This is a genomic window from Acinetobacter sp. 129952 (genome assembly GCF_056642055.1).
This window is the reverse complement of record NZ_JBWVSU010000002.1, coordinates 347,026-365,520: the sequence shown is the minus strand read 5'-3', so window position 1 is coordinate 365,520 and position 18,495 is coordinate 347,026. Positions and strand designations below refer to the sequence as shown.

At 45.3% G+C, this 18,495-nt stretch carries 18 protein-coding genes and 1 pseudogene; 13 read left to right on the top strand and 6 right to left on the bottom strand.

Annotated features, from left to right (window positions below):
• The first annotated feature begins 9 nt into the window (after window positions 1-9).
• From nuoG to AC1IR0_RS04140, 12 genes and pseudogenes are all read left to right on the top strand, one after another.
• A complete protein-coding gene (gene nuoG / locus AC1IR0_RS04195) occupies window positions 10-2,688 on the top strand; it encodes an NADH-quinone oxidoreductase subunit NuoG (protein ID WP_409666740.1) in 2,679 nt (892 codons plus the stop codon).
• A gap of 3 nt (window positions 2,689-2,691) precedes the next feature.
• Window positions 2,692-3,708 carry an NADH-quinone oxidoreductase subunit NuoH gene (gene nuoH, locus AC1IR0_RS04190; RefSeq protein WP_004280772.1) on the top strand — a complete coding sequence of 339 codons (1,017 nt, stop codon included), beginning with the start codon at window positions 2,692-2,694 and terminating at the stop codon, window positions 3,706-3,708.
• 18 nt (window positions 3,709-3,726) lie between these two features.
• Window positions 3,727-4,269, top strand: coding sequence for an NADH-quinone oxidoreductase subunit NuoI (gene nuoI, locus AC1IR0_RS04185; RefSeq protein WP_004280771.1), 543 nt, complete (start codon window positions 3,727-3,729; stop codon window positions 4,267-4,269).
• The gene (gene nuoJ, locus AC1IR0_RS04180) at window positions 4,269-4,787 is read left to right on the top strand and encodes an NADH-quinone oxidoreductase subunit J (RefSeq protein ID WP_171054322.1); all 519 of its coding nucleotides are present in this window, start codon (window positions 4,269-4,271) and stop codon (window positions 4,785-4,787) included. Before nuoI ends, nuoJ begins: the two co-directional genes overlap by 1 nt.
• Window positions 4,787-5,095, top strand: a complete 309-nt coding sequence (nuoK, locus tag AC1IR0_RS04175) for an NADH-quinone oxidoreductase subunit NuoK (protein WP_004280769.1) — start codon at window positions 4,787-4,789, stop codon at window positions 5,093-5,095. Before nuoJ ends, nuoK begins: the two co-directional genes overlap by 1 nt.
• Complete coding sequence (gene nuoL / locus AC1IR0_RS04170; protein WP_441365964.1) at window positions 5,092-6,987, top strand: NADH-quinone oxidoreductase subunit L; 1,896 nt, start codon at window positions 5,092-5,094, stop codon at window positions 6,985-6,987. Before nuoK ends, nuoL begins: the two co-directional genes overlap by 4 nt.
• A gap of 1 nt (window position 6,988) precedes the next feature.
• Window positions 6,989-8,602 (top strand): NADH-quinone oxidoreductase subunit M, encoded by a 1,614-nt coding sequence (gene nuoM, locus AC1IR0_RS04165; protein ID WP_312325837.1) that lies wholly within the window; start codon window positions 6,989-6,991, stop codon window positions 8,600-8,602.
• A 3-nt stretch (window positions 8,603-8,605) separates the two neighbouring features.
• Window positions 8,606-10,150, top strand: a complete 1,545-nt coding sequence (gene nuoN, locus AC1IR0_RS04160; protein ID WP_409666311.1) for an NADH-quinone oxidoreductase subunit NuoN — start codon at window positions 8,606-8,608, stop codon at window positions 10,148-10,150.
• A gap of 123 nt (window positions 10,151-10,273) precedes the next feature.
• A complete protein-coding gene (upp, locus tag AC1IR0_RS04155) occupies window positions 10,274-10,909 on the top strand; it encodes a uracil phosphoribosyltransferase (RefSeq protein WP_004280765.1) in 636 nt (211 codons plus the stop codon).
• A gap of 84 nt (window positions 10,910-10,993) precedes the next feature.
• Window positions 10,994-11,287 carry a cold shock domain-containing protein gene (locus AC1IR0_RS04150; RefSeq protein WP_004732065.1) on the top strand — a complete coding sequence of 98 codons (294 nt, stop codon included), beginning with the start codon at window positions 10,994-10,996 and terminating at the stop codon, window positions 11,285-11,287.
• A 192-nt stretch (window positions 11,288-11,479) separates the two neighbouring features.
• A pseudogene (locus AC1IR0_RS04145) lies at window positions 11,480-11,838 on the top strand (hypothetical protein).
• 163 nt (window positions 11,839-12,001) lie between these two features.
• The gene (locus AC1IR0_RS04140; RefSeq protein WP_409666315.1) at window positions 12,002-12,724 is read left to right on the top strand and encodes a cold shock domain-containing protein; all 723 of its coding nucleotides are present in this window, start codon (window positions 12,002-12,004) and stop codon (window positions 12,722-12,724) included.
• Window positions 12,725-12,763: 39 nt separating this feature from the next.
• On the opposite strand, the gene gigC is transcribed toward AC1IR0_RS04140, so the two are convergent.
• The gene (gigC, locus tag AC1IR0_RS04135) at window positions 12,764-13,642 is read right to left on the bottom strand and encodes a LysR family transcriptional regulator GigC (protein WP_004280761.1); all 879 of its coding nucleotides are present in this window, start codon (window positions 13,640-13,642) and stop codon (window positions 12,764-12,766) included.
• A gap of 85 nt (window positions 13,643-13,727) precedes the next feature.
• Between gigC and AC1IR0_RS04130 the strand changes: the two genes are divergently transcribed.
• Entirely contained in the window at window positions 13,728-14,489 is a 762-nt protein-coding gene (locus AC1IR0_RS04130; RefSeq protein ID WP_004732056.1) for a ferredoxin--NADP reductase, read from the top strand.
• Between the two features lie 79 nt (window positions 14,490-14,568).
• Here the strand turns inward: AC1IR0_RS04130 and AC1IR0_RS04125 are convergent, their stop codons facing one another.
• The 5 genes from AC1IR0_RS04125 to AC1IR0_RS04105 form a co-directional block, all read right to left on the bottom strand.
• The gene (locus AC1IR0_RS04125; RefSeq protein ID WP_409666328.1) at window positions 14,569-15,294 is read right to left on the bottom strand and encodes an amino acid ABC transporter ATP-binding protein; all 726 of its coding nucleotides are present in this window, start codon (window positions 15,292-15,294) and stop codon (window positions 14,569-14,571) included.
• 14 nt (window positions 15,295-15,308) lie between these two features.
• Window positions 15,309-15,992, bottom strand: a complete 684-nt coding sequence (locus tag AC1IR0_RS04120; RefSeq protein WP_253173902.1) for an ABC transporter permease subunit — start codon at window positions 15,990-15,992, stop codon at window positions 15,309-15,311.
• Window positions 15,992-16,735: an amino acid ABC transporter permease gene (locus AC1IR0_RS04115; RefSeq protein ID WP_409666319.1), complete on the bottom strand. Its 744-nt coding sequence runs from the start codon at window positions 16,733-16,735 to the stop codon at window positions 15,992-15,994. Before AC1IR0_RS04115 ends, AC1IR0_RS04120 begins: the two co-directional genes overlap by 1 nt.
• A 62-nt stretch (window positions 16,736-16,797) precedes the next feature.
• A complete protein-coding gene (locus AC1IR0_RS04110) occupies window positions 16,798-17,730 on the bottom strand; it encodes a transporter substrate-binding domain-containing protein (protein ID WP_409666320.1) in 933 nt (310 codons plus the stop codon).
• A gap of 280 nt (window positions 17,731-18,010) precedes the next feature.
• Window positions 18,011-18,433 (bottom strand): hypothetical protein, encoded by a 423-nt coding sequence (locus AC1IR0_RS04105; RefSeq protein ID WP_004280758.1) that lies wholly within the window; start codon window positions 18,431-18,433, stop codon window positions 18,011-18,013.
• Window positions 18,434-18,495: the final 62 nt, after the last annotated feature.

The following is an 18,495-nucleotide window of genomic DNA, read 5'->3' as shown; positions in this document are numbered from 1 at the left end:
AATTCGACTATGGCTACAATTCATGTCGATGGCAAATCGTATGAAGTCAACGGCTCGGAAAACTTGCTACAAGCATGTTTGAGTCTTGGCATTGATATCCCATACTTTTGTTGGCATCCATCCTTAGGTTCTGTCGGCTCTTGCCGTCAATGTGCCGTGACCCAGTACGCGAATCCAGAAGATACGCGTGGCCGTTTGGTCATGTCATGTATGACGCCTGCATCTGACAATACCTACATCTCGATTGAAGACAAAGAAGCCAAAGATTTCCGTGCTTCGATTGTTGAATTCTTGATGACCAACCACCCGCACGACTGTCCAGTCTGTGAAGAAGGTGGTCACTGTCATTTACAAGATATGACTGTAATGACGCAGCATGACCGTCGTCGCTACCGTTTCACGAAACGTACCCATTACAACCAGGAGCTTGGCTCATTCATTTCCCACGAAATGAACCGTTGTATCGCGTGTTACCGTTGTGTGCGTTATTACAAAGACTACGCAGGTGGTACGGACTTCGGCGTGTATGCCAACGCATCACGTGTGTACTTCGGTCGTCCTGAATCAGGTACTTTAGAGTCTGAATTCTCGGGCAACCTGACTGAAGTATGTCCAACAGGTGTATTCACCGACAAAACTCATTCGGCTCGCTACAACCGTAAATGGGACATGCAGTATGCGCCAAGCGTATGCCAAGGCTGTTCTTCAGGTTGTAACATCTCTCCGGGTGAGCGTTATGGCGAACTTCGCCGCGTAGAAAACCGTTATAACGGTGAAGTCAACCAGTACTTCCTATGCGACAAAGGCCGTTTCGGTACAGGTTATGTGAACCGTGAAGACCGTCCGCGTCAACCACAATTCCGTCAAGGTGCAACTGTTGAAACTGTTTCAGTGGATGCAGCACTAGACACGGTCATTGCAAATATCCAGGGCAAAAAAGTATTGGGTATTGGTTCACCGCGTGCATCACTTGAGTCGAACTTCGCACTTCGTGAGTTGGTGGGTCAAGAGAACTTCTCAACAGGTCTATCTCAAAAAGAGCAAAACCTGGTTGAACTTGCTGCTTCTATCATGCAAACCGAGGGTGTTTACAACCCGAACATGCGTGAAATTGAAAGCTACGATGCTGTGTTAATTTTGGGTGAAGACCTCACACAAACTGCGCCACGTATGGCTTTATCTGTTCGCCAGGCTGCGAAAAATAAAGGCAAAGAGATGGCGGCAGAGCGCCGTACGCAAGAGTGGTTGGCTGAACCGGTACAACGTATTGCACAAGATGCGAAATCTCCGATTTACATCCTGGCTGCGACACAAACCCGTTTGTCTGATGTTGCCGAAGGTGAAGTGGTTGCTTCTCCAAACGACATCGCGCGTTTAGGTTTTGCAGTTGCTGCAGCAGTTGGGGGTGAAACGATTCTTGGTTTAGATGACGATGCCAAAGCATTTGCACAAACCATTGCGGACACTTTAAAAGCTGCGAAGAAACCACTGGTCATCTCGGGTACAAGCTTGCAAGATCCTGCCATTATGGAAGCTGCTGCACAAGTTGCACAGAATCTGGGTAATGCAGGTCTGACCTTGACGGTTCCTGAAGTGAACTCGATGGGTATGGCAATCTTCGGTGGTCAAAGCCTGGAGCAAGCTTTTGCTCAGGACTACGACACTGTCGTGATTGTTGAAAATGACCTTTACCGTCGTTTACCAGCAGCACAAGTGGATGCCGCACTTGCAGGTAAAGATGTGATCGTACTGGATCACTCTGAAACTGCAACAGTGAAAAAAGCCGACATCGTACTTTCTGCTGCATCGTTTGCTGAAGGTGATGGTACTGTCGTTTCTCAAGAAGGCCGTGCACAACGTTTCTACCAAGTGTATGACCCAAGCTACTACAATCCTGAATTGGCGATCAAGGAATCTTGGCGCTGGTTACACGCTCTGGAAACAGGCGTAAAAGGCAAAGCGATTTCTTGGACTTTACTGGATGATGTGATCGAGTCAGTGGCGAAAAACGTTCCTGCGCTTGAAGGCATTCTGGATGTTGCACCTGATGCGGGCTTCCGTGTTCATGGTTTGAAAGTGGCACGTGAACCACGTCGTTACTCAGGTCGTACTTCAATGCGTTCGCCATTGTCTGTACATGAGCCGAAACAGCCTACAGATAAAGACTCCGCATTAACATTCTCGATGGAAGGTTATGTCGGAGACCAGACTCCATCTCCACTGGTTCCATTTGCATGGTCTGCAGGCTGGAACTCGCCACAAGCTTGGAACAAGTTCCAGGAAACTGTGGGTGGTTCACTCAAAGGTGGTGATTCAGGCGTTCGTTTATTCGACCGTTTGGCAAAACGTCCGGCACGTACATTCGTTGCACCGGCACCTGTTCTGGTCAATGCTGAAAGCTTCCGTCTAGTACCGATGCACCATATTTTTGGTTCAGGTGAATTCACGGTAAAAACACCAGCGATGGAAACGCGTATTCCTGAAGCGGTATTTGCAGTGGGTGAGCAGGATGCAGCGCGCCTGAATGTTCAAGATGGTCAGACAATCACGGTGAAAGCAGGTGAGACATCAATCGTTCTTCCAGTTCAAGTGATTGAATATTTACCGACAGGTTATATTGGCTACCCAATCGGTCTGGCACCGACGGTATCTCTTGCAGAGCCTGTTTCAGTCGCGGTAGGAGTGTAATTCATGGAACAAGAATTAATCCGTCAAACGCCGTTGTGGGCTGAAAACTGGCCAATTGCCTATTCAGTCATTCAAGCGATTGTGATCTTGCTGGTTGTAGTACTGATCGCTGCGTTGATGTCTTTTATTGAACGTCGTTTACTCGGCTTGTGGCAAGACCGTTATGGTCCGAACCGTGTTGGTCCGGGCGGTATGTTCCAGATTGTTGCCGACATGCTGAAAATCATGTTCAAGGAAGACTGGACACCTAAGTTTGCTGACAAATTGACGTTCCGTATGGCGCCAGCAGTTGCGATGGCAACTGCGGTGCTGTCGTTCATGGTTATTCCTGTATCACCTTATTTAGGTGTAGCAGACATGAACATCGGCCTGTTGTTCTTTATGGCAATGGCGGGTATTGCAGTTTATGCAGTCCTGTTCGGTGGCTGGTCATCAAACAACAAATATGCCTTACTGGGCGGTTTACGTTCTGCGGCTCAGACCATTTCTTATGAAGTGTTCTTGGGTATCTCGTTGATGGGTGTGGTGGCAATTGCCGGCTCATTCAACATGCGTGAAATCGTTGAAGCGCAAAAAGATGTTTGGTTTGTAATTCCCCAGTTCCTGGGTTTCTTGATCTTCGTGGTTGCGGGTGTTGCGGTAACGCATCGTCATCCATTTGACCAACCAGAAGCAGAACAGGAACTGGCAGAAGGTTACCATGTTGAATACGGCGGTATGAAGTGGGGGATGTTCTTCGTTGCGGAATACGTCAACGTGGTACTGATCTCTGCATTGATCGTGACGTTATTCTTCGGTGGCTGGCTTGCGCCATTCAACCTTGATATTCCGTTCCTTCCAGCAGCATTCTGGTTCATTATCAAAACAGCATTCTTTGTAATGATGTTTGTACTGGCGCGTGGTTCATTAATGCGTCCACGTTATGACCAGGTGATGAACTTTGGTTGGAAAATTTGCTTGCCATTGGCGTTGGTTAACCTTTTGGTAACTGGTGCTGTGATTCTGATGAATCAGGCCTAAGACAGCAGGGAGAACAAAATGTTTAAATTTCTAGCTGGATTCGGGTCAATCGTTCGTTCGTTGTGGATGGTGTTCAGCCACGCAACACGTAAACGTGACACCATTTTATATCCGGAAGTGCCGGCCGAAGAAATCGTGCCACCACGCTTCCGTGGTCGTATCGTATTGACGCGCGACCCTGATGGCGAAGAACGCTGTGTGGCATGTAACCTGTGTGCGGTTGCCTGTCCGGTAGGCTGTATTTCACTACAAAAAGCAGAACGTGAAGATGGTCGCTGGTATCCGGAATTTTTCCGTATCAACTTCTCGCGTTGTATTTTCTGCGGTATGTGTGAAGAAGCGTGTCCAACCACTGCGATTCAGATGACCCCGGACTTCGAGCTTGGCGAATATGTTCGTCAGGACTTGGTCTATGAAAAAGAACACCTGCTGATTTCTGGTCCTGGTAAATATCCTGACTATAACTTCTACCGTGTCACCGGTATGGCAGTTGCTGGTAAGGACAAAGGTCAAGCACAGCGTGAAAGTGCACCTGTTGATGTACGGAGTCTATTACCATGATGTGGCCATTTTATTTAATGGCCCTCGTGGCCATTGTCTCTACGGTTCGCGTGGTCACTAACGCGAATCCGGTACATGCTTTATTAAGTCTGATCGTGTCATTGCTTGCAGTCGCAGGCATGTTCCTGATCGTGGGTGCACCATTCGCTGGTGCGCTGGAAGTGATTGTTTATGCGGGCGCGATCATGGTGTTGTTCGTGTTCGTAGTGATGATGCTGAACCTGGGTGAGCAGACCGTTGAACAAGAACGCAAATGGTTGACCTCATCGGCTTGGGCTTATCCGGCGTTGATGAGCTTCCTGATCGGCTTGGTACTGGTATGGGTATTAAACTCTGATTACACACAAGCTTCACTGGTAATGGGTACAGAAATGGTGGGCCCGAAAGCAGTGGGTCAAGCACTCTTTACGCAATACTTGTTGTTGGTTGAAGTTGCCGCGATGTTATTGCTTGCTGCCCTGGTAGCTGCATTCCATTTAGGTAAACGTGAACCAGATGCAGAAGAGGAAAAAGAATAATGGGCAACATCCCTTTAGAGCATGGTTTGATCGTTGCATCTATTCTCTTTGCACTGGGTTTTTACGGTGTAATGGTGCGACGCAACCTACTATTTATTTTAATGAGCCTTGAAATCATGATGAACGCTGCTGCTTTAGCGTTCGTCCTGGCGGGCAGTGCATGGGCACAGCCAGATGGTCAGATCATGTTTATCCTGATCCTGACGCTTGCTGCGGCAGAGGCTTGTATTGGTCTTGCGATCGTCCTTCAGTTCTATCATCGCTTCCATCACCTGGATGTGGATGCTGCTAGTGAGATGCGCGGATGAGTTATTTATATCTAACAATTTTATTTCCGCTCATTGGTTTTGTCCTGTTAGCGGCGGGGCGTAACAAGCTTCCGGAATCTGTTGCAGCAATGATTGGTGTCGGTGCAGTCGGTTTATCTGCACTGTTCGCACTGATTGCGGGTATGGACTTTGTGAATAATGGTTCAACTGCAGTTGTGCAACATCTCTGGACCTGGTTCAGTGTTGGCGGTTTTGCTCCGGGCATCAGCTTGCAGCTGGATGGCTTGTCTTTATTGATGCTGGGCATGGTGACAGGCGTGGGTTTCTTAATTCACATCTTTGCATCATGGTACATGCGCGGTGAAGAAGACTTCGCACGTTTCTTCTCTTACTTCAACCTGTTCGTTGCAAGCATGTTATTGCTGGTATTGGGTGACAACCTGGCGTTGTTATTCCTGGGTTGGGAAGGCGTAGGTCTGTGTTCATACCTGCTGATCGGTTATTACTACCAGAACCCTGCAAACGGTCTGGCGGCAATCAAGGCATTTACCGTGACCCGTATCGGTGACGTATTCTTGCTGATTGCCATGTTCCTGATCTTCCAGCAATTCGGTACCTTGAACATTCAGTACATCGTTGAAAATGCAGCGACTGTAATGACCCAAAGTTCATCTTTGACTATCTGGACAGCATTGTTATTGTTCTTGGGTGCGGCGGGTAAATCTGCACAGATCCCGTTACAAACATGGTTAGCCGATGCGATGGCAGGTCCAACACCTGTTTCTGCATTGATCCATGCTGCAACGATGGTAACAGCGGGTGTTTACCTGTGCTGCCGTCTATTCGCAGTCTTTGAACTTGCACCAGAAGTGATGGTATTTATTTCGATCACAGGTGCGGTGACCTTGCTTGTGGCTGGTTTTGCTGCACTGGTTCAAACCGACATCAAACGTATTCTGGCATACTCAACCATGAGTCAGCTCGGTTATATGTTTATGGCGGTAGGTGCTGAAGCATACCAGGCAGGTCTGTTCCATATGCTGACTCACGCATTCTTCAAGGCATTATTGTTCTTGTCGTCTGGTGCGGTGATTCTGGCTTACCATCACGAACAAAACATCTTCAAGATGGGCGGTCTGTTCTACAAGAACAAATTCCTGTTTGCATGTTTCGCGATTGGTGGCGGTGCATTGGCAGCGATTCCATTCCTGACGATTGGTTTCTTCTCAAAAGATGCGATTCTTGCTGCAGTCTGGACGCAAAGTCATATTGCTGGTTTGCCAGTATATAACACGCTGTACTGGGTCGGTGTTGCAGGTGCATTCTTAACCTCTATTTATACATTCCGTTTAATTTGGGTTGTATTCTTTGGCAAAGAAAACACACCTTATCATGAAATCCAAGGTGCAACTTACTGGGCGCCACTGGCAATTCTTGCTGTACTTTCAACAGGTCTTGCGATCGTACTAAAAGCACCAGTGATGAGCATTCTGGATGCTGCACAAATTCCAGCCTTCATTATTCCTGAAGCGCTTGAAGCAGGTGCACATGGTGCTGAATACATCGCAATCGCTGTTGCTTTAACAGGTCTTGCAGTCGGTGTCGTGCTGTTTGCTTTTGCTTACAATGCAGTCAAACGTTTTGCAGCCACTTCTGTAGGGGCTGGCTTGGTCAATATCTGCCGTAATGCATTAGGTTTCGATACGCTGTATGACCTCATTTTCGTGAAGCCATATTTAATGTTCGCGAAGATCTTTGGTCGTGATCCTATTGATGGCCTATGGCTGGTACTTCCTGCACTTGTTAAAGGTGGTCACAGCTTTACAAGTTCACGTCAAACCGGTTCACTGCGTGAATATGCATCTAGTATGGGGCTCGGTGTCGTTGTCCTACTGATGATCTTGATCGTGATTCAGGTCGTGGGGAAATAAAATGGAAGCTCCAAACAATATTATTTTGCCGGCTCTGATCCTCATTCCGTTCATTGCAGGTTTCATATGCTGGTTGGTCGATAAACTCGACCAACACTTGCCGCGTTATATCGCGCTGATCGGTATGCTGGTGACCTTGGTCTTGACCATAGTCCTTTGGCAGACTGGTACTTACAACTATGAATTAGGCGGTGCTACACCTTCGTGGGCTGCCGAATTCAAATTGCCTTGGATTCAAACCCTGGGCATTAACATTCACTTAGCAGTGGATGGTTTATCACTTCTTATGGTTGGCTTGACTGCACTCCTGGGTGTATTGGCAGTAGGCTGTTCATGGGGCGAGATTCAAAAGAACGTTGGTTTCTTCCACTTGAACCTTTTATGGTCTTTAGGTGGTGTCATCGGTGTGTTTCTGGCGATTGACTTATTCCTGTTCTTCTTCTTCTGGGAGATGATGCTGGTGCCGATCTACTTCCTGATTGCCCTTTGGGGTCATAAAGGGGCAGAGGGCAAGTCACGTGTTTATGCAGCTAACAAGTTCTTCATTTACACGCAGGTTGCCGGTTTGGTGATGCTGATTGGTATCCTTGGTCTGGTGACTGTGGGCTATACCATGACTGGCGAAATCCGTTTCGACTACAACTATCTATTAGGTGTGGCGAATACGCTTGACGCTCAGGCGCCAGCGGTGGCTTATGCATTCATGATCTGTTTATTCATCGGTTTTGCGGTAAAACTTCCAGTTTTCCCATTACACGGCTGGTTACCAGATGCGCATGCGCAAGCACCAACAGCGGGTTCTGTCGATCTTGCAGGTATCTTGATTAAGACTGCGGCGTACGGTTTATTACGTTTCGTGATTCCGTTCTTCCCGGCAGCGTCTGCACAGTTTGCAGACTTCGCAATCATTCTTGGTTTAATCGGTATTTTCTACGGTGCTTGGTGTGCTTTCCAGCAAACCGACATGAAACGCCTGTTGGCTTATACCTCTATTTCACACATGGGCTTCGTTTTACTTGCGATCTACGCAGGTAACATCCTGACCTTCCAAGGTCTGATGATCATGATGTTGGCACATGGTATTTCATCTGCTGCACTGTTCATTATGTGTGGTCAGGTATATGAGCGTTTGCATACGCGTGATATGCGTTTGATGGGTGGTATGCGTGGTCAATTCCCGTATCTTGCATTCTTCCTGATGTTCTTCGTTGCGGCGTTGGTTGGTATTCCAGGTCTAGGTAACTTCATTGGTGAGTTCCTGATCCTGATGGGTGCTTATGCGAAATTCCCGGCGTTTACCATTCTTGCGGCAATCAGCTTGGTATTTGCGGGTTTGTACGGTTTGATCCTGATTCACAAAGCCCTGTTTGGTGTACCAAATGAAGCACAACAGCAGCACTATACAAATCCATTAAAAGATCTAAATGCACGTGAAATCGCATTATTGTTGATCTGTGCGTTTGGTCTACTTTGGCTTGGTCTATATCCACAAAGCTTCCTTGACGTTTCTAACTCAAGCATGGCGTGGTTAGCGAATAGCTACATTCCAGTTCAAGAAGTGGTTGAAGTTGCTGATCAAGTAACGACTCAACTTGAAAATGTGGAGATCCAATAAGCCATGAACTTCACAATGTCTTTTTCTGAGCTTATGCCTCTAGCGCCTGTGATGGTCGTGTCGTTAACTGCGATCGTCGTGATGTTGCTGACCGCAATCAAGCGTAACCATAACCTAGTGGCTACCACCACGGTGATTGGTTTAAACCTTGCTGCGTTCTATATCATTTTCGTTTTGTTGGCGGGCGTATTTGCACCTGCCAACGTGATGAATCTGTTCATCGTAGATCCATTTACGATGCTGTACCAGTTTGTGATCCTGGTTGCTGCACTTGCATGTGCAACGCTATCTCACGCGTATATCGAAACCTATAAAGATAACCGTGAAGAGCTGTATATCCTGATGCTGACATCCGTTGCGGGTGCCATGCTAATGGTAGCTAGCTCACACTATGCATCATTCTTTATTAGCCTTGAGTTAATGTCGATTCCTGTATATGGCTTGTTGGCATATACACATCAACGTTCTCAATCGCTTGAAGCGGGTGTGAAATATCTGGTGCTTTCAGCAACTGCGTCTGCAATGCTGCTCATGGGTATGGCATATATTTATGCATATACAGGTACTTTAAGTTTCGTTGCTGAACCAGGCAAACTGTTTACCGTATTCAGTCAACCGGCTGTCGTGATTGGTCTGGCTTTAATTGTATTTGCTGTGGCATTTAAATTATCGCTTGCACCATTCCACAAATGGACACCAGACGTATACGCTGGTGCACCAGCGCCAATCGCGACTTTCCTTGCGACAGTTGCAAAAGTGGCGATGATTGGTCTGTTTGTTCGTTATGCGTTGTCTTCGGGTCTAATTCTGGCAGACAGCTTCGTCACGATCATCTCAATTATTGCGGTTCTGTCTATCCTTGCAGGTAACTTGCTGGCGGTTCGCCAAGTGAACTTGAAACGTATCTTGGCATACTCTTCAATTGCACACTTTGGTTATTTGCTGGTTGCCATCGTAAGTTCACGTAATACGGATTTCTTACAAGTTCAAGGTTTCGCGACTTTTGAAAGTGTAAACGTCTACGTGATTACTTATGTATTAACCACGATCGGTGCGTTCGGTGTTGTTACGCTGATGTCTAGTCCGTATAACAATACGGATGAGGCGGGTAGTCTGGCTGAATACCGTGGCCTGTTCTGGCGCCGTCCAGTATTGACTGCTGTATTGACAGTGATGATGCTGTCTCTTGCAGGTATTCCTTTAACTGCCGGCTTTATCGGTAAGTTCCTGGTGATTAAAACTGCGGTTGCAGGCGAAGCCTGGTTCCTGACTGCTATGGTCATCCTGGGTTCTGGTATCGGTCTGTACTACTACCTACGTGTGATGGTTGTGCTTTACATGACACCACCTGAAACACCACGTCTAGATGCGGTGAATCATTGGGGTCAAAAAGTCGGTGGTATCATGGTACTTCTTGCTGCGCTTGCGGTACTTGTGATCGGTGTCTACCCAGATCCAGTGATTGCAGTATCTAAATATGCATTCTTTGCCATGTCACCTGAATTGCAACAGTTCATTTTCACTTTGGTTCAAAGTGGTTTTAACTAATATCTGCAAAGATTGACGTTATTACAAAAAAGCCTCCATGATTGGGGGCTTTTTTATTTATACAAATCAATAAAAGCCTTTATAATAGCGGAAATTTATCTTTAACCTTTTAGGTGTTCTCCCGTGGCAATCCATGAAATCCGTCATCCACTCATTCGACATAAGCTTGGTTTACTCCGTCGTGCAGATATCAGTACCAAGAATTTCCGTGAGTTAGCTCAAGAAGTGACCATGCTTCTAACTTATGAAGCAACTAAAGACCTGCCAATGGTTGAACATGACATTGATGGCTGGAATGGTGCTGTTACAGTTGACCGTATTGCGGGTAAAAAAATCACGGTTGTGCCAATTCTACGTGCCGGTATTGGCATGCTCGACGGTTTCCTGAACCTGATTCCAAGTGCAAAAGTATCGGTACTTGGTTTAGAGCGTGATGAAGAAACTCTGGAAGCACGTACCTATTATAAAAAACTGGTTCCAGACGTACAAAACCGTATCGCGATGATCATTGATCCAATGTTGGCAACAGGTTCTTCTTTAGTGGCTGCAATTGATGTACTGAAAGCCAGCGGCTGTAAAGACATTCGTGTGATGGTTCTGGTTGCTGCCCCAGAAGGCATTAAGCGTGTAGAAGCTACGCATCCGGATGTCGTGATTTTTACTGCTTCTATCGATAATGGCTTAAATGAAAATGGTTACATCGTTCCAGGTCTTGGCGATGCTGGCGATAAAATCTTTGGTTCAGTTCAAAAAGACTAATTTTTGAATATGATGAAAAAAGGGGCTACTACAGCCTCTTTTTTATATAATGTAGACAGGGCATTTTCAGGATAGGACAATAGCATGAAAGATGAATTGTATCAGGGCAAAATCAAACAGTATGACCCTGCCAAAGGTTTCGGTTTTATTGGCTGCGCTGAGGGAGATGTATTCTTCCATATTTCAGACTTCCCTGCGGCAGAAGGCGAGCCAAAACGCAATGAACGCGTGAAATTTAATGTTGTTGAAAATGGCGATAAGTACAAAGCGATCAAGATTGAACGTGTCGAAGACAACTCAAAGAAAGCTAAAAAAACCAAAGTGGCGACACACAATAAATCAATTACATCGGCACTGTTAAACAACTTCCGTGGTTAATGGATAATCTTCATACTTAAATCGTGTTTAGTCACATTTTAAAAGAGGCTTTCGAGCCTCTTTTTTATAATGCCACCGCTTATATATTCAAAGAGACAAACAATACATAAAAAATCCACCAAACAGCAATAATGCTGAACATTTCCTTTGGCTTAGAATACAAATTAAATGAATTCTATAGAGATAAATGTCATGTTTAGGGATGGAAAAATTAAAACTTACGATTCCGAACGTGGTATGGGTACTTTGGAGTTAATAGGGAAGCTCAAGAGTTAAGTTTCAAGCTACAGGATTTACCTTCGCCTGAAATTGAGCCACAAATTGGAGAGCGGCTTAAATTTAGAATCATTCCTCAACAAGAAAGCATGACCTTAGACAACATGGTACGTCTGGATATTAAAGTGCAGGATGAATTTGTGCCAGAAGTCGTCGCCTTGCAATCCTTGGCACCCACAGTCGGTGTTCCTGTACGTAATTCACTTTTCTTTAGTCCGACCCTATGGCTGGCATTGGCATCAGCTGTTGGTTTTATGATTTTTGGCGAAGTATAAATAAAAACAGAAATTTTATTTTTTTTACTTTTAACTAGGGATCTATTCTTCCGCCATAAGATGCACTTCTAGTTTTTACGTTTCTACTTTAGAGAATTTTACAAAAGATTTTCAGTCTCTTTTTGATTACAATCATAAAAAATATTAAAGATAAGAGCGAATTATGTTTCAAGAGGGGAAAATCAAAACCTATAATGAAGATCGTGGTTTTGGTTTTATTCAGATCGAAGGGCAATCCAAAGATTTATTTTTCCATGTCAAAGACTTTCCCAATAAAAATATTCCGCCAAAAATGGGGGAAAAATTAAAGTTTTTGATTGTGGAAGATAATGGAAAGTTTAAGGCAAACCATATTGTTCGCTTGGATATTAAGCAAGAAGTTCCTGTTACACAAAACAATGATCTACATAGAGATATTGAAACCAGAGCTTCTCTACGTTATGAAAAGAAAAAATCATCAACTACATCAAAAATAATCACACTATCAGGACCGGTGATTATTGTGATTCTTGCTGGTCTTGTTTATAACAAATATCAAAGCTACCAAATTCAAAACCAGCAAAAGCTTGAAGGACTGATGGTAGAGCAGCAACGAATTGTCGCTGAGCAGCGAGCAGCGCAAGGTGATCTACCTATGCAAGGATTATCTGAGCAGGGCAGGAAGAACCTGGAAAATCGTGGTGCTGAGTTAAGAATCCAAAGTAACCCCGTTAATATAAAAACTTCAGCAACGGCTTCGCCATCTGTATCTCAATTTAAATGCGATGGTCGAGAACACTGTAGTCAGATGGGTTCTTATGAGGAAGCATTATTTTTCATTCGTAACTGTCCAAATACTAAAATGGATGGTGACGGCGATGGGATACCATGTGAAAGTCAGTTTTGATGAATCCTAAAAAAAGCACCTGAAGGTGCTTCTAATATTTTAGCTTTCACAAAAATTCATAAAGGCTCTCAGACCTGGACCCTGATATTTCTGGCGATGTACCAGCATGAACAGCGGACGAGTCAGCGACCAGAATGGTGTATCCAGAATTACCAGTTGACCTTTTTCACGTAAAGGCTCAATCGCAAGTTTGGAAATGCAGGACATACCAATTCCGCCCGCTACAATTTTTAAAATCGCTTCATTATGACCGAGTGTTAGACGGATATTGGCATCTGGTACATCTTTCAAGATGGCATTGTCAAACACCTCACGGGTACCTGAACCTTCTTCACGCAAAATCCATTCTACAGATTTGAAATCTTCAGCGGTTAGTTCACGGTTCAATTGCGCAAGAGGGTGGTCTGGCGCACAGCACACAGCCAGCTCATCATCACGCCAATGGATACATTGGAGCTGTGGCAAATGACATGAACCTTCAATTAAGGCAAGATCCAGCTGGAACTGATTCACCGCTTCAATCATTTGACGGGTATTACCGACTTGAAGCTGTAAATGTGCTTGCGGCTTGATTTTCAAGAAATCGGCCATTAGGTCAGGAATCAGGTAATCTGAAATCGTCAGGGTTGCACCTAAACGTAAATCGATACTTTGAAGCTCACCTTTAGCGACTTGTTCAAAAGATTCACAACGACCTAAAATTTCCAGGGCTTGAGGGAGAAGAAAGCGCCCCAGGTCATTCAGCTGTAAACGTTTGCCTAGACGGTCAAATAGTGGAGCACCCAGACCATCTTCCAGATCTGCTAAAGCCATACTAGCCGCACTTTGTGTAAGCTTGACGGCATCGCTAGCCTTCGTTACGGTACCCTCTTGTGCCACTGCTACAAAAACAGCCAATTGGCGTAAAGTCATGCGCATGAGTAGAGCCTTAACATTTAAAAAATATTAATAAATTATGTTGCCATGCTACCATGAGCACAGTCTTTCATGCCACGTTGAAATCATGTCAATTGAAAAATTTACCCGAGAAAAAGTTTTATCTGTACACCGTTGGACCAATACATTATTTAGTTTTACGATGACACGCCCGGCACATTTTAAGTTTACCGCAGGGCAGTTTGCGCGTATTGGTTTGCAAGTGGGGGATGAACTGGTGGTTCGTGCCTATTCGGTAGTGTCATCTCCTTTTGATGAAACTCTGGAGTTTTTCTCGATTGTCGTTCCAGAAGGTAAATTTACTTCCAATTTACAGCACCTCAAAGTCGGGGATGTGCTGCATCTGGAAAAAATTCCTTATGGTTATCTGACTCTGGCACGTTATCAATTGCCTTTGCCTAAAGACTTGTGGTTACTGGGTACCGGCACGGGGCTGGCACCGTTTATTTGTATGTTGCAAGACTTTGAAACCTGGAGAAAATACGAAAAAATCAATCTGGTTTATAGTGTGCGCACCCGGGCAGAACTCGCTTATGTAGACCGGATTCAGGAAATCGCCGAGACCTTTGGTGAAGGACATACCGGTTTTAAGTTTATCCCGATTATTACCCGTGAGCCTGATGCACCTTTGCACGACCGTTTACCGATTTTGATTGCCAATGGTGAGCTGGAAAAGGCAGCAGGTATCGCGTTTAATCCGGAAACGACGCATGTCATGCTTTGTGGTAACCCGGATATGGTCGATGATACCAAAGAAGCTTTAAAAGCCCGTGGCCTGACCATGAACCGCCGTGGTGAAGGCAATATTGCAGTCGAGAATTACTGGTAAGGCTGAATCGCTCTTCGGCAAAAGCTCATCCCAGGATGAGCTTTTTTGTGTGAACGACAAAATGTAAAAAATTAATAAATTAGTGCAGAATCTTGTTTAGGAATTGCTGGGCACGTTCACCACGCGGGGTATTGAAGAAGTCATCTTTAGTGCAATCTTCTACAATTTTGCCCTGATCCATAAAAATCACCCGATTCGCCACCTGTCGGGCAAAGCCCATTTCATGGGTGACACACATCATAGTCATGCCTTCCTTAGCCAGTCCGACCATGACATCAAGTACTTCAGTAATCATCTCTGGATCAAGTGCAGATGTCGGTTCATCAAACAACATGGCAATCGGATCCATACTCAGTGCACGGGCAATCGCAACACGTTGCTGCTGTCCTCCAGAAATTTGTGCCGGATATTTATTGGCTTGCGCACTTAAGCCGACACGATCCAGATAGGCAAGACCTTTCTGTTTGGCTTCGGCTTCAGAACGGCCCAATACCTTGATCTGGGCAATGCTCAGGTTTTCGGTAATGCTGAGATGCGGGAACAATTCGAAATGTTGGAAGACCATGCCCACACGGCTTCGTAGTTTATTTAAATTGGTTTTCGGATCATTAATTTTAATCCCATCGACCAGAATATTGCCTTGCTGAATAGGTTCTAGGCCATTGACGGTTTTAATTAGGGTGGATTTTCCTGAGCCTGAAGGGCCACAGACAACAACAACTTCACCTTGCCGGATCTGCGTCGTACAGTCAGTCAGTACCTGGAAATCTTTATACCATTTACTGACATGCTGGAGGTCAATCATGACTTTGGCTTCGCTCATACAGTTAACCTCTGTTGTAATTTTTTCACGATATAGGTAGCGATCATGCTGACGGTGAAATACACCAAACCGGCAAAAAGAATATATTGGGTCAGTAAAGACATCAGGTCACCCCGGACATAATTGGTACGGAAAAAGTCCAGCAGGCCAATCGCATAGACCATGGTGGAATCCTGAAACAAAATAATGGTCTGTTGTAATAACAGGGGTGTCATTTTGCGAAAAGCCTGAGGCAGCACAATCAGCCGCATGGACTGGCTATAGTTCATGCCCAGTGCAGAGGCGGCATCGGTTTGTCCCTTAGGAATGGACTGAATCCCGGCACGGACAATTTCGGAAAAATAGGCCGCTTCAAACAGCATAAAGGCAACAATACTGGACACCAGTGCCGTATCCATGGTCAGGTAGTTTCCAGTTACCCCGGTATAGATAAAGGGCACAGCGAAATAGAACCACATCAGCACCAACAGCAGGGGAATCGAACGGAACAGATTCACATAGCCTTTGGCAATCCAGTTCAATACCCGGATTGACGACAGCCGCATCAAGGCGAGCAAGGTACCAATCAAAACTCCGCCAACGGTGGCAAAACATAAAACTTTTAAGGTGATACTGAAACCATGCCAGAGGGCCGGTGCTGATAACTGTAAATCCTGAAAAAATGCAGTAAACCATTCCATTATTTCGCTCCTGCAATCAGACCAGGCACCTGAAAGCGCTTTTCCAGGAAGTTCATTAAGCCTATTAAGCAGACATTAATCAGGATAAAAATCAGTGTGACGTAAGTATAAATCTCAATGGTATTTTGGGTATATTCGCTGATGGTTTTCATCTGGGAAATGATTTCTGCAACCCCAACCAGTGAAGCCACCGAAGTATTCTTGACGCAGTTGGTCAGTTCAGAACTGAGCGGTGGCAAGATCATGCGGAAAGACTGCGGTAAAATCACATAGCGGTATAATTGTGCGGTACTAAAACCCATGGCATAGCCCGCATTGACCTGCCCGGGTGGGATGGCTTCAATTCCGGTACGTACCTGTTCGCAAACCCGCGCTGCGGTAAACAGCCCCAAGCCGATACTGGCAGAAATTAGCGCCGTGGTATTGGCGCCTAAATCACTGATCCACCAGTTGTGAATGCTGTCCGGTAGAAAGTCGGGCACCACATAAAACCAGATAAATAACTGGATCAGTAAAGGTATATTACGGAAAATAGTGACGTAAGTAGTCCCAATTGCTCGAGCCGTAGGACTGGGTAAGGTCCGCATGATGCCCAGAAGACTACCCAGGAGCATGGCAATCGACCAGGCCACAATCGCAATCACGGCCAACCAGCCGATGCCAGTCATAATCCAGTTGAGATAGGTGCTATCGCCAATCCCGGTCGGCTGTAATAAGACACCCCAATTCCAGCTGTAATTCATCGCAACTCCAACAAATATGCTCAGGCAGATCATGCCCAAGCAATGTGGATAAAATTTAGAACTTATTGATCACGGTCATGCGGGTTGCTAATCAAGCTTTTTAAGTCGTCCGACATGGCAAAGTTTAGATTGATATTTTTCGGTGGAATGGGCGACTGGAACCATTTTTTATACATATTGTTGATTTCACCTGAGCTATACGTGGCTTTAATCGCGTCATCGACCACCTGCTTAAATTTGGTGTCGCCTTTACGGAGCATACAGCCGTAAATTTCATTGATTGGCGCAGTCCCGACAATCTGCCATTGCTCCGGATTTTTAGCCTTGGATTTTTCTCCGGCCAGCAGAATGTCATCCATCATAAAGGCTGCAGCACGGCCACTTTGTAGCATTAAAAAAGATTCTGCATGATCTTTGGCGGAAATAATTTCACCAATGCCCAATTCTTTTTCATGCTGACGGATATAACGTTCCGATGTGGTACCGGCCGTGGTCACCAGCTTTTTGCCTTTCAGATCGCTAAAGTCCTTGATTCCGGAATCGGTTGCGGTTAACAGGCGAGAACCCACTTCAAAGAAGCCGACCGAGAAATCGACCTGTTGCTGACGTTCCTTGTTGTTAGTCGTCGAACCACATTCCAGATCTACTGTACCGTTGGAGACCAGTGGAATCCGGTTCTGGCTGGTCACCAGGTTATAACGGATTTTTAAATCAGGAAGATTCAGCTTCTGTTTAACGGCTTCGACCACTTTCAGTTGCAGGTCATGCGCATAGCCAACCGGCTGATTCGGGTTGTCGGTAATATAGGAAAATGGAATCGAGGAGTCGCGATAACCTAGAACAATGGTGCCGGACTGTTTAATTTTATTCAGTGTGCCGGAAGCATTCTCGCCACTTTGCTGCTGATTTGGCGCCTGATTATCACTACAGGCACTCAGTCCCAAGGTCAGGGCACTGACACACAGCAGCGTGGCGAACTGATATTTTGATTTCATCGTAAAACTCCATTTTTCAATTATTATGCTTGAGCCGATTTCTAATGCTGAGACTGTATTTGGATTATTGCTATAAAGTCTAAGTGCTCGTTTATATTCATCTTAGGGGATAAATCCAGCATGACTCAAGCTGAATTTATTGCTGAAATGTTACTGAATCAGCAAAGAAAATCTGCTGATAAATGGCTTCATACAAATAGATAAAGGGATTAAGCTAAAAAGATGAAAAAAGAATAAGCCATAAAAAAACCTCCATTACGGAGGTTTTTTCGATTCAAGCTTAATGCACAAACATATCCATTGATTCACGGATTTCCTGAATGGCGGTTTCGACATCGGGACTGAGCCAGGTCGGTTCAAAAAATCCGGCATAGTGCTCAATACGGTCTGCAGGCACCACCAGGCGCACTGGACAGTCTTCTTCCAGTAAACGCCATGGAATAATCGGCACTTCATTATCCAGCCATGCTGTCACATCTCGAATATCGATAATCATCGCATTCACACAGTCCGGAAAAGGCATCACGGAAAATTCTTCGGTACGACGACGGAAATATTCCAGATCCTGCCAGCGAAGCAGGAAGCTTGGCTTGCTAAATTCAATAATTCCAATCAGATGCTGATCACGGCTGTAGTGCAGCGTACATTGATGTGTGACGTCAGTATCAAGATCAAGCGATACACTTTGTTGACGATACGCCATATAACTCGGGTGTATAAATGAGAAGGTGGATAATTATAACGCATTTCATCGCTGAAAGGCAG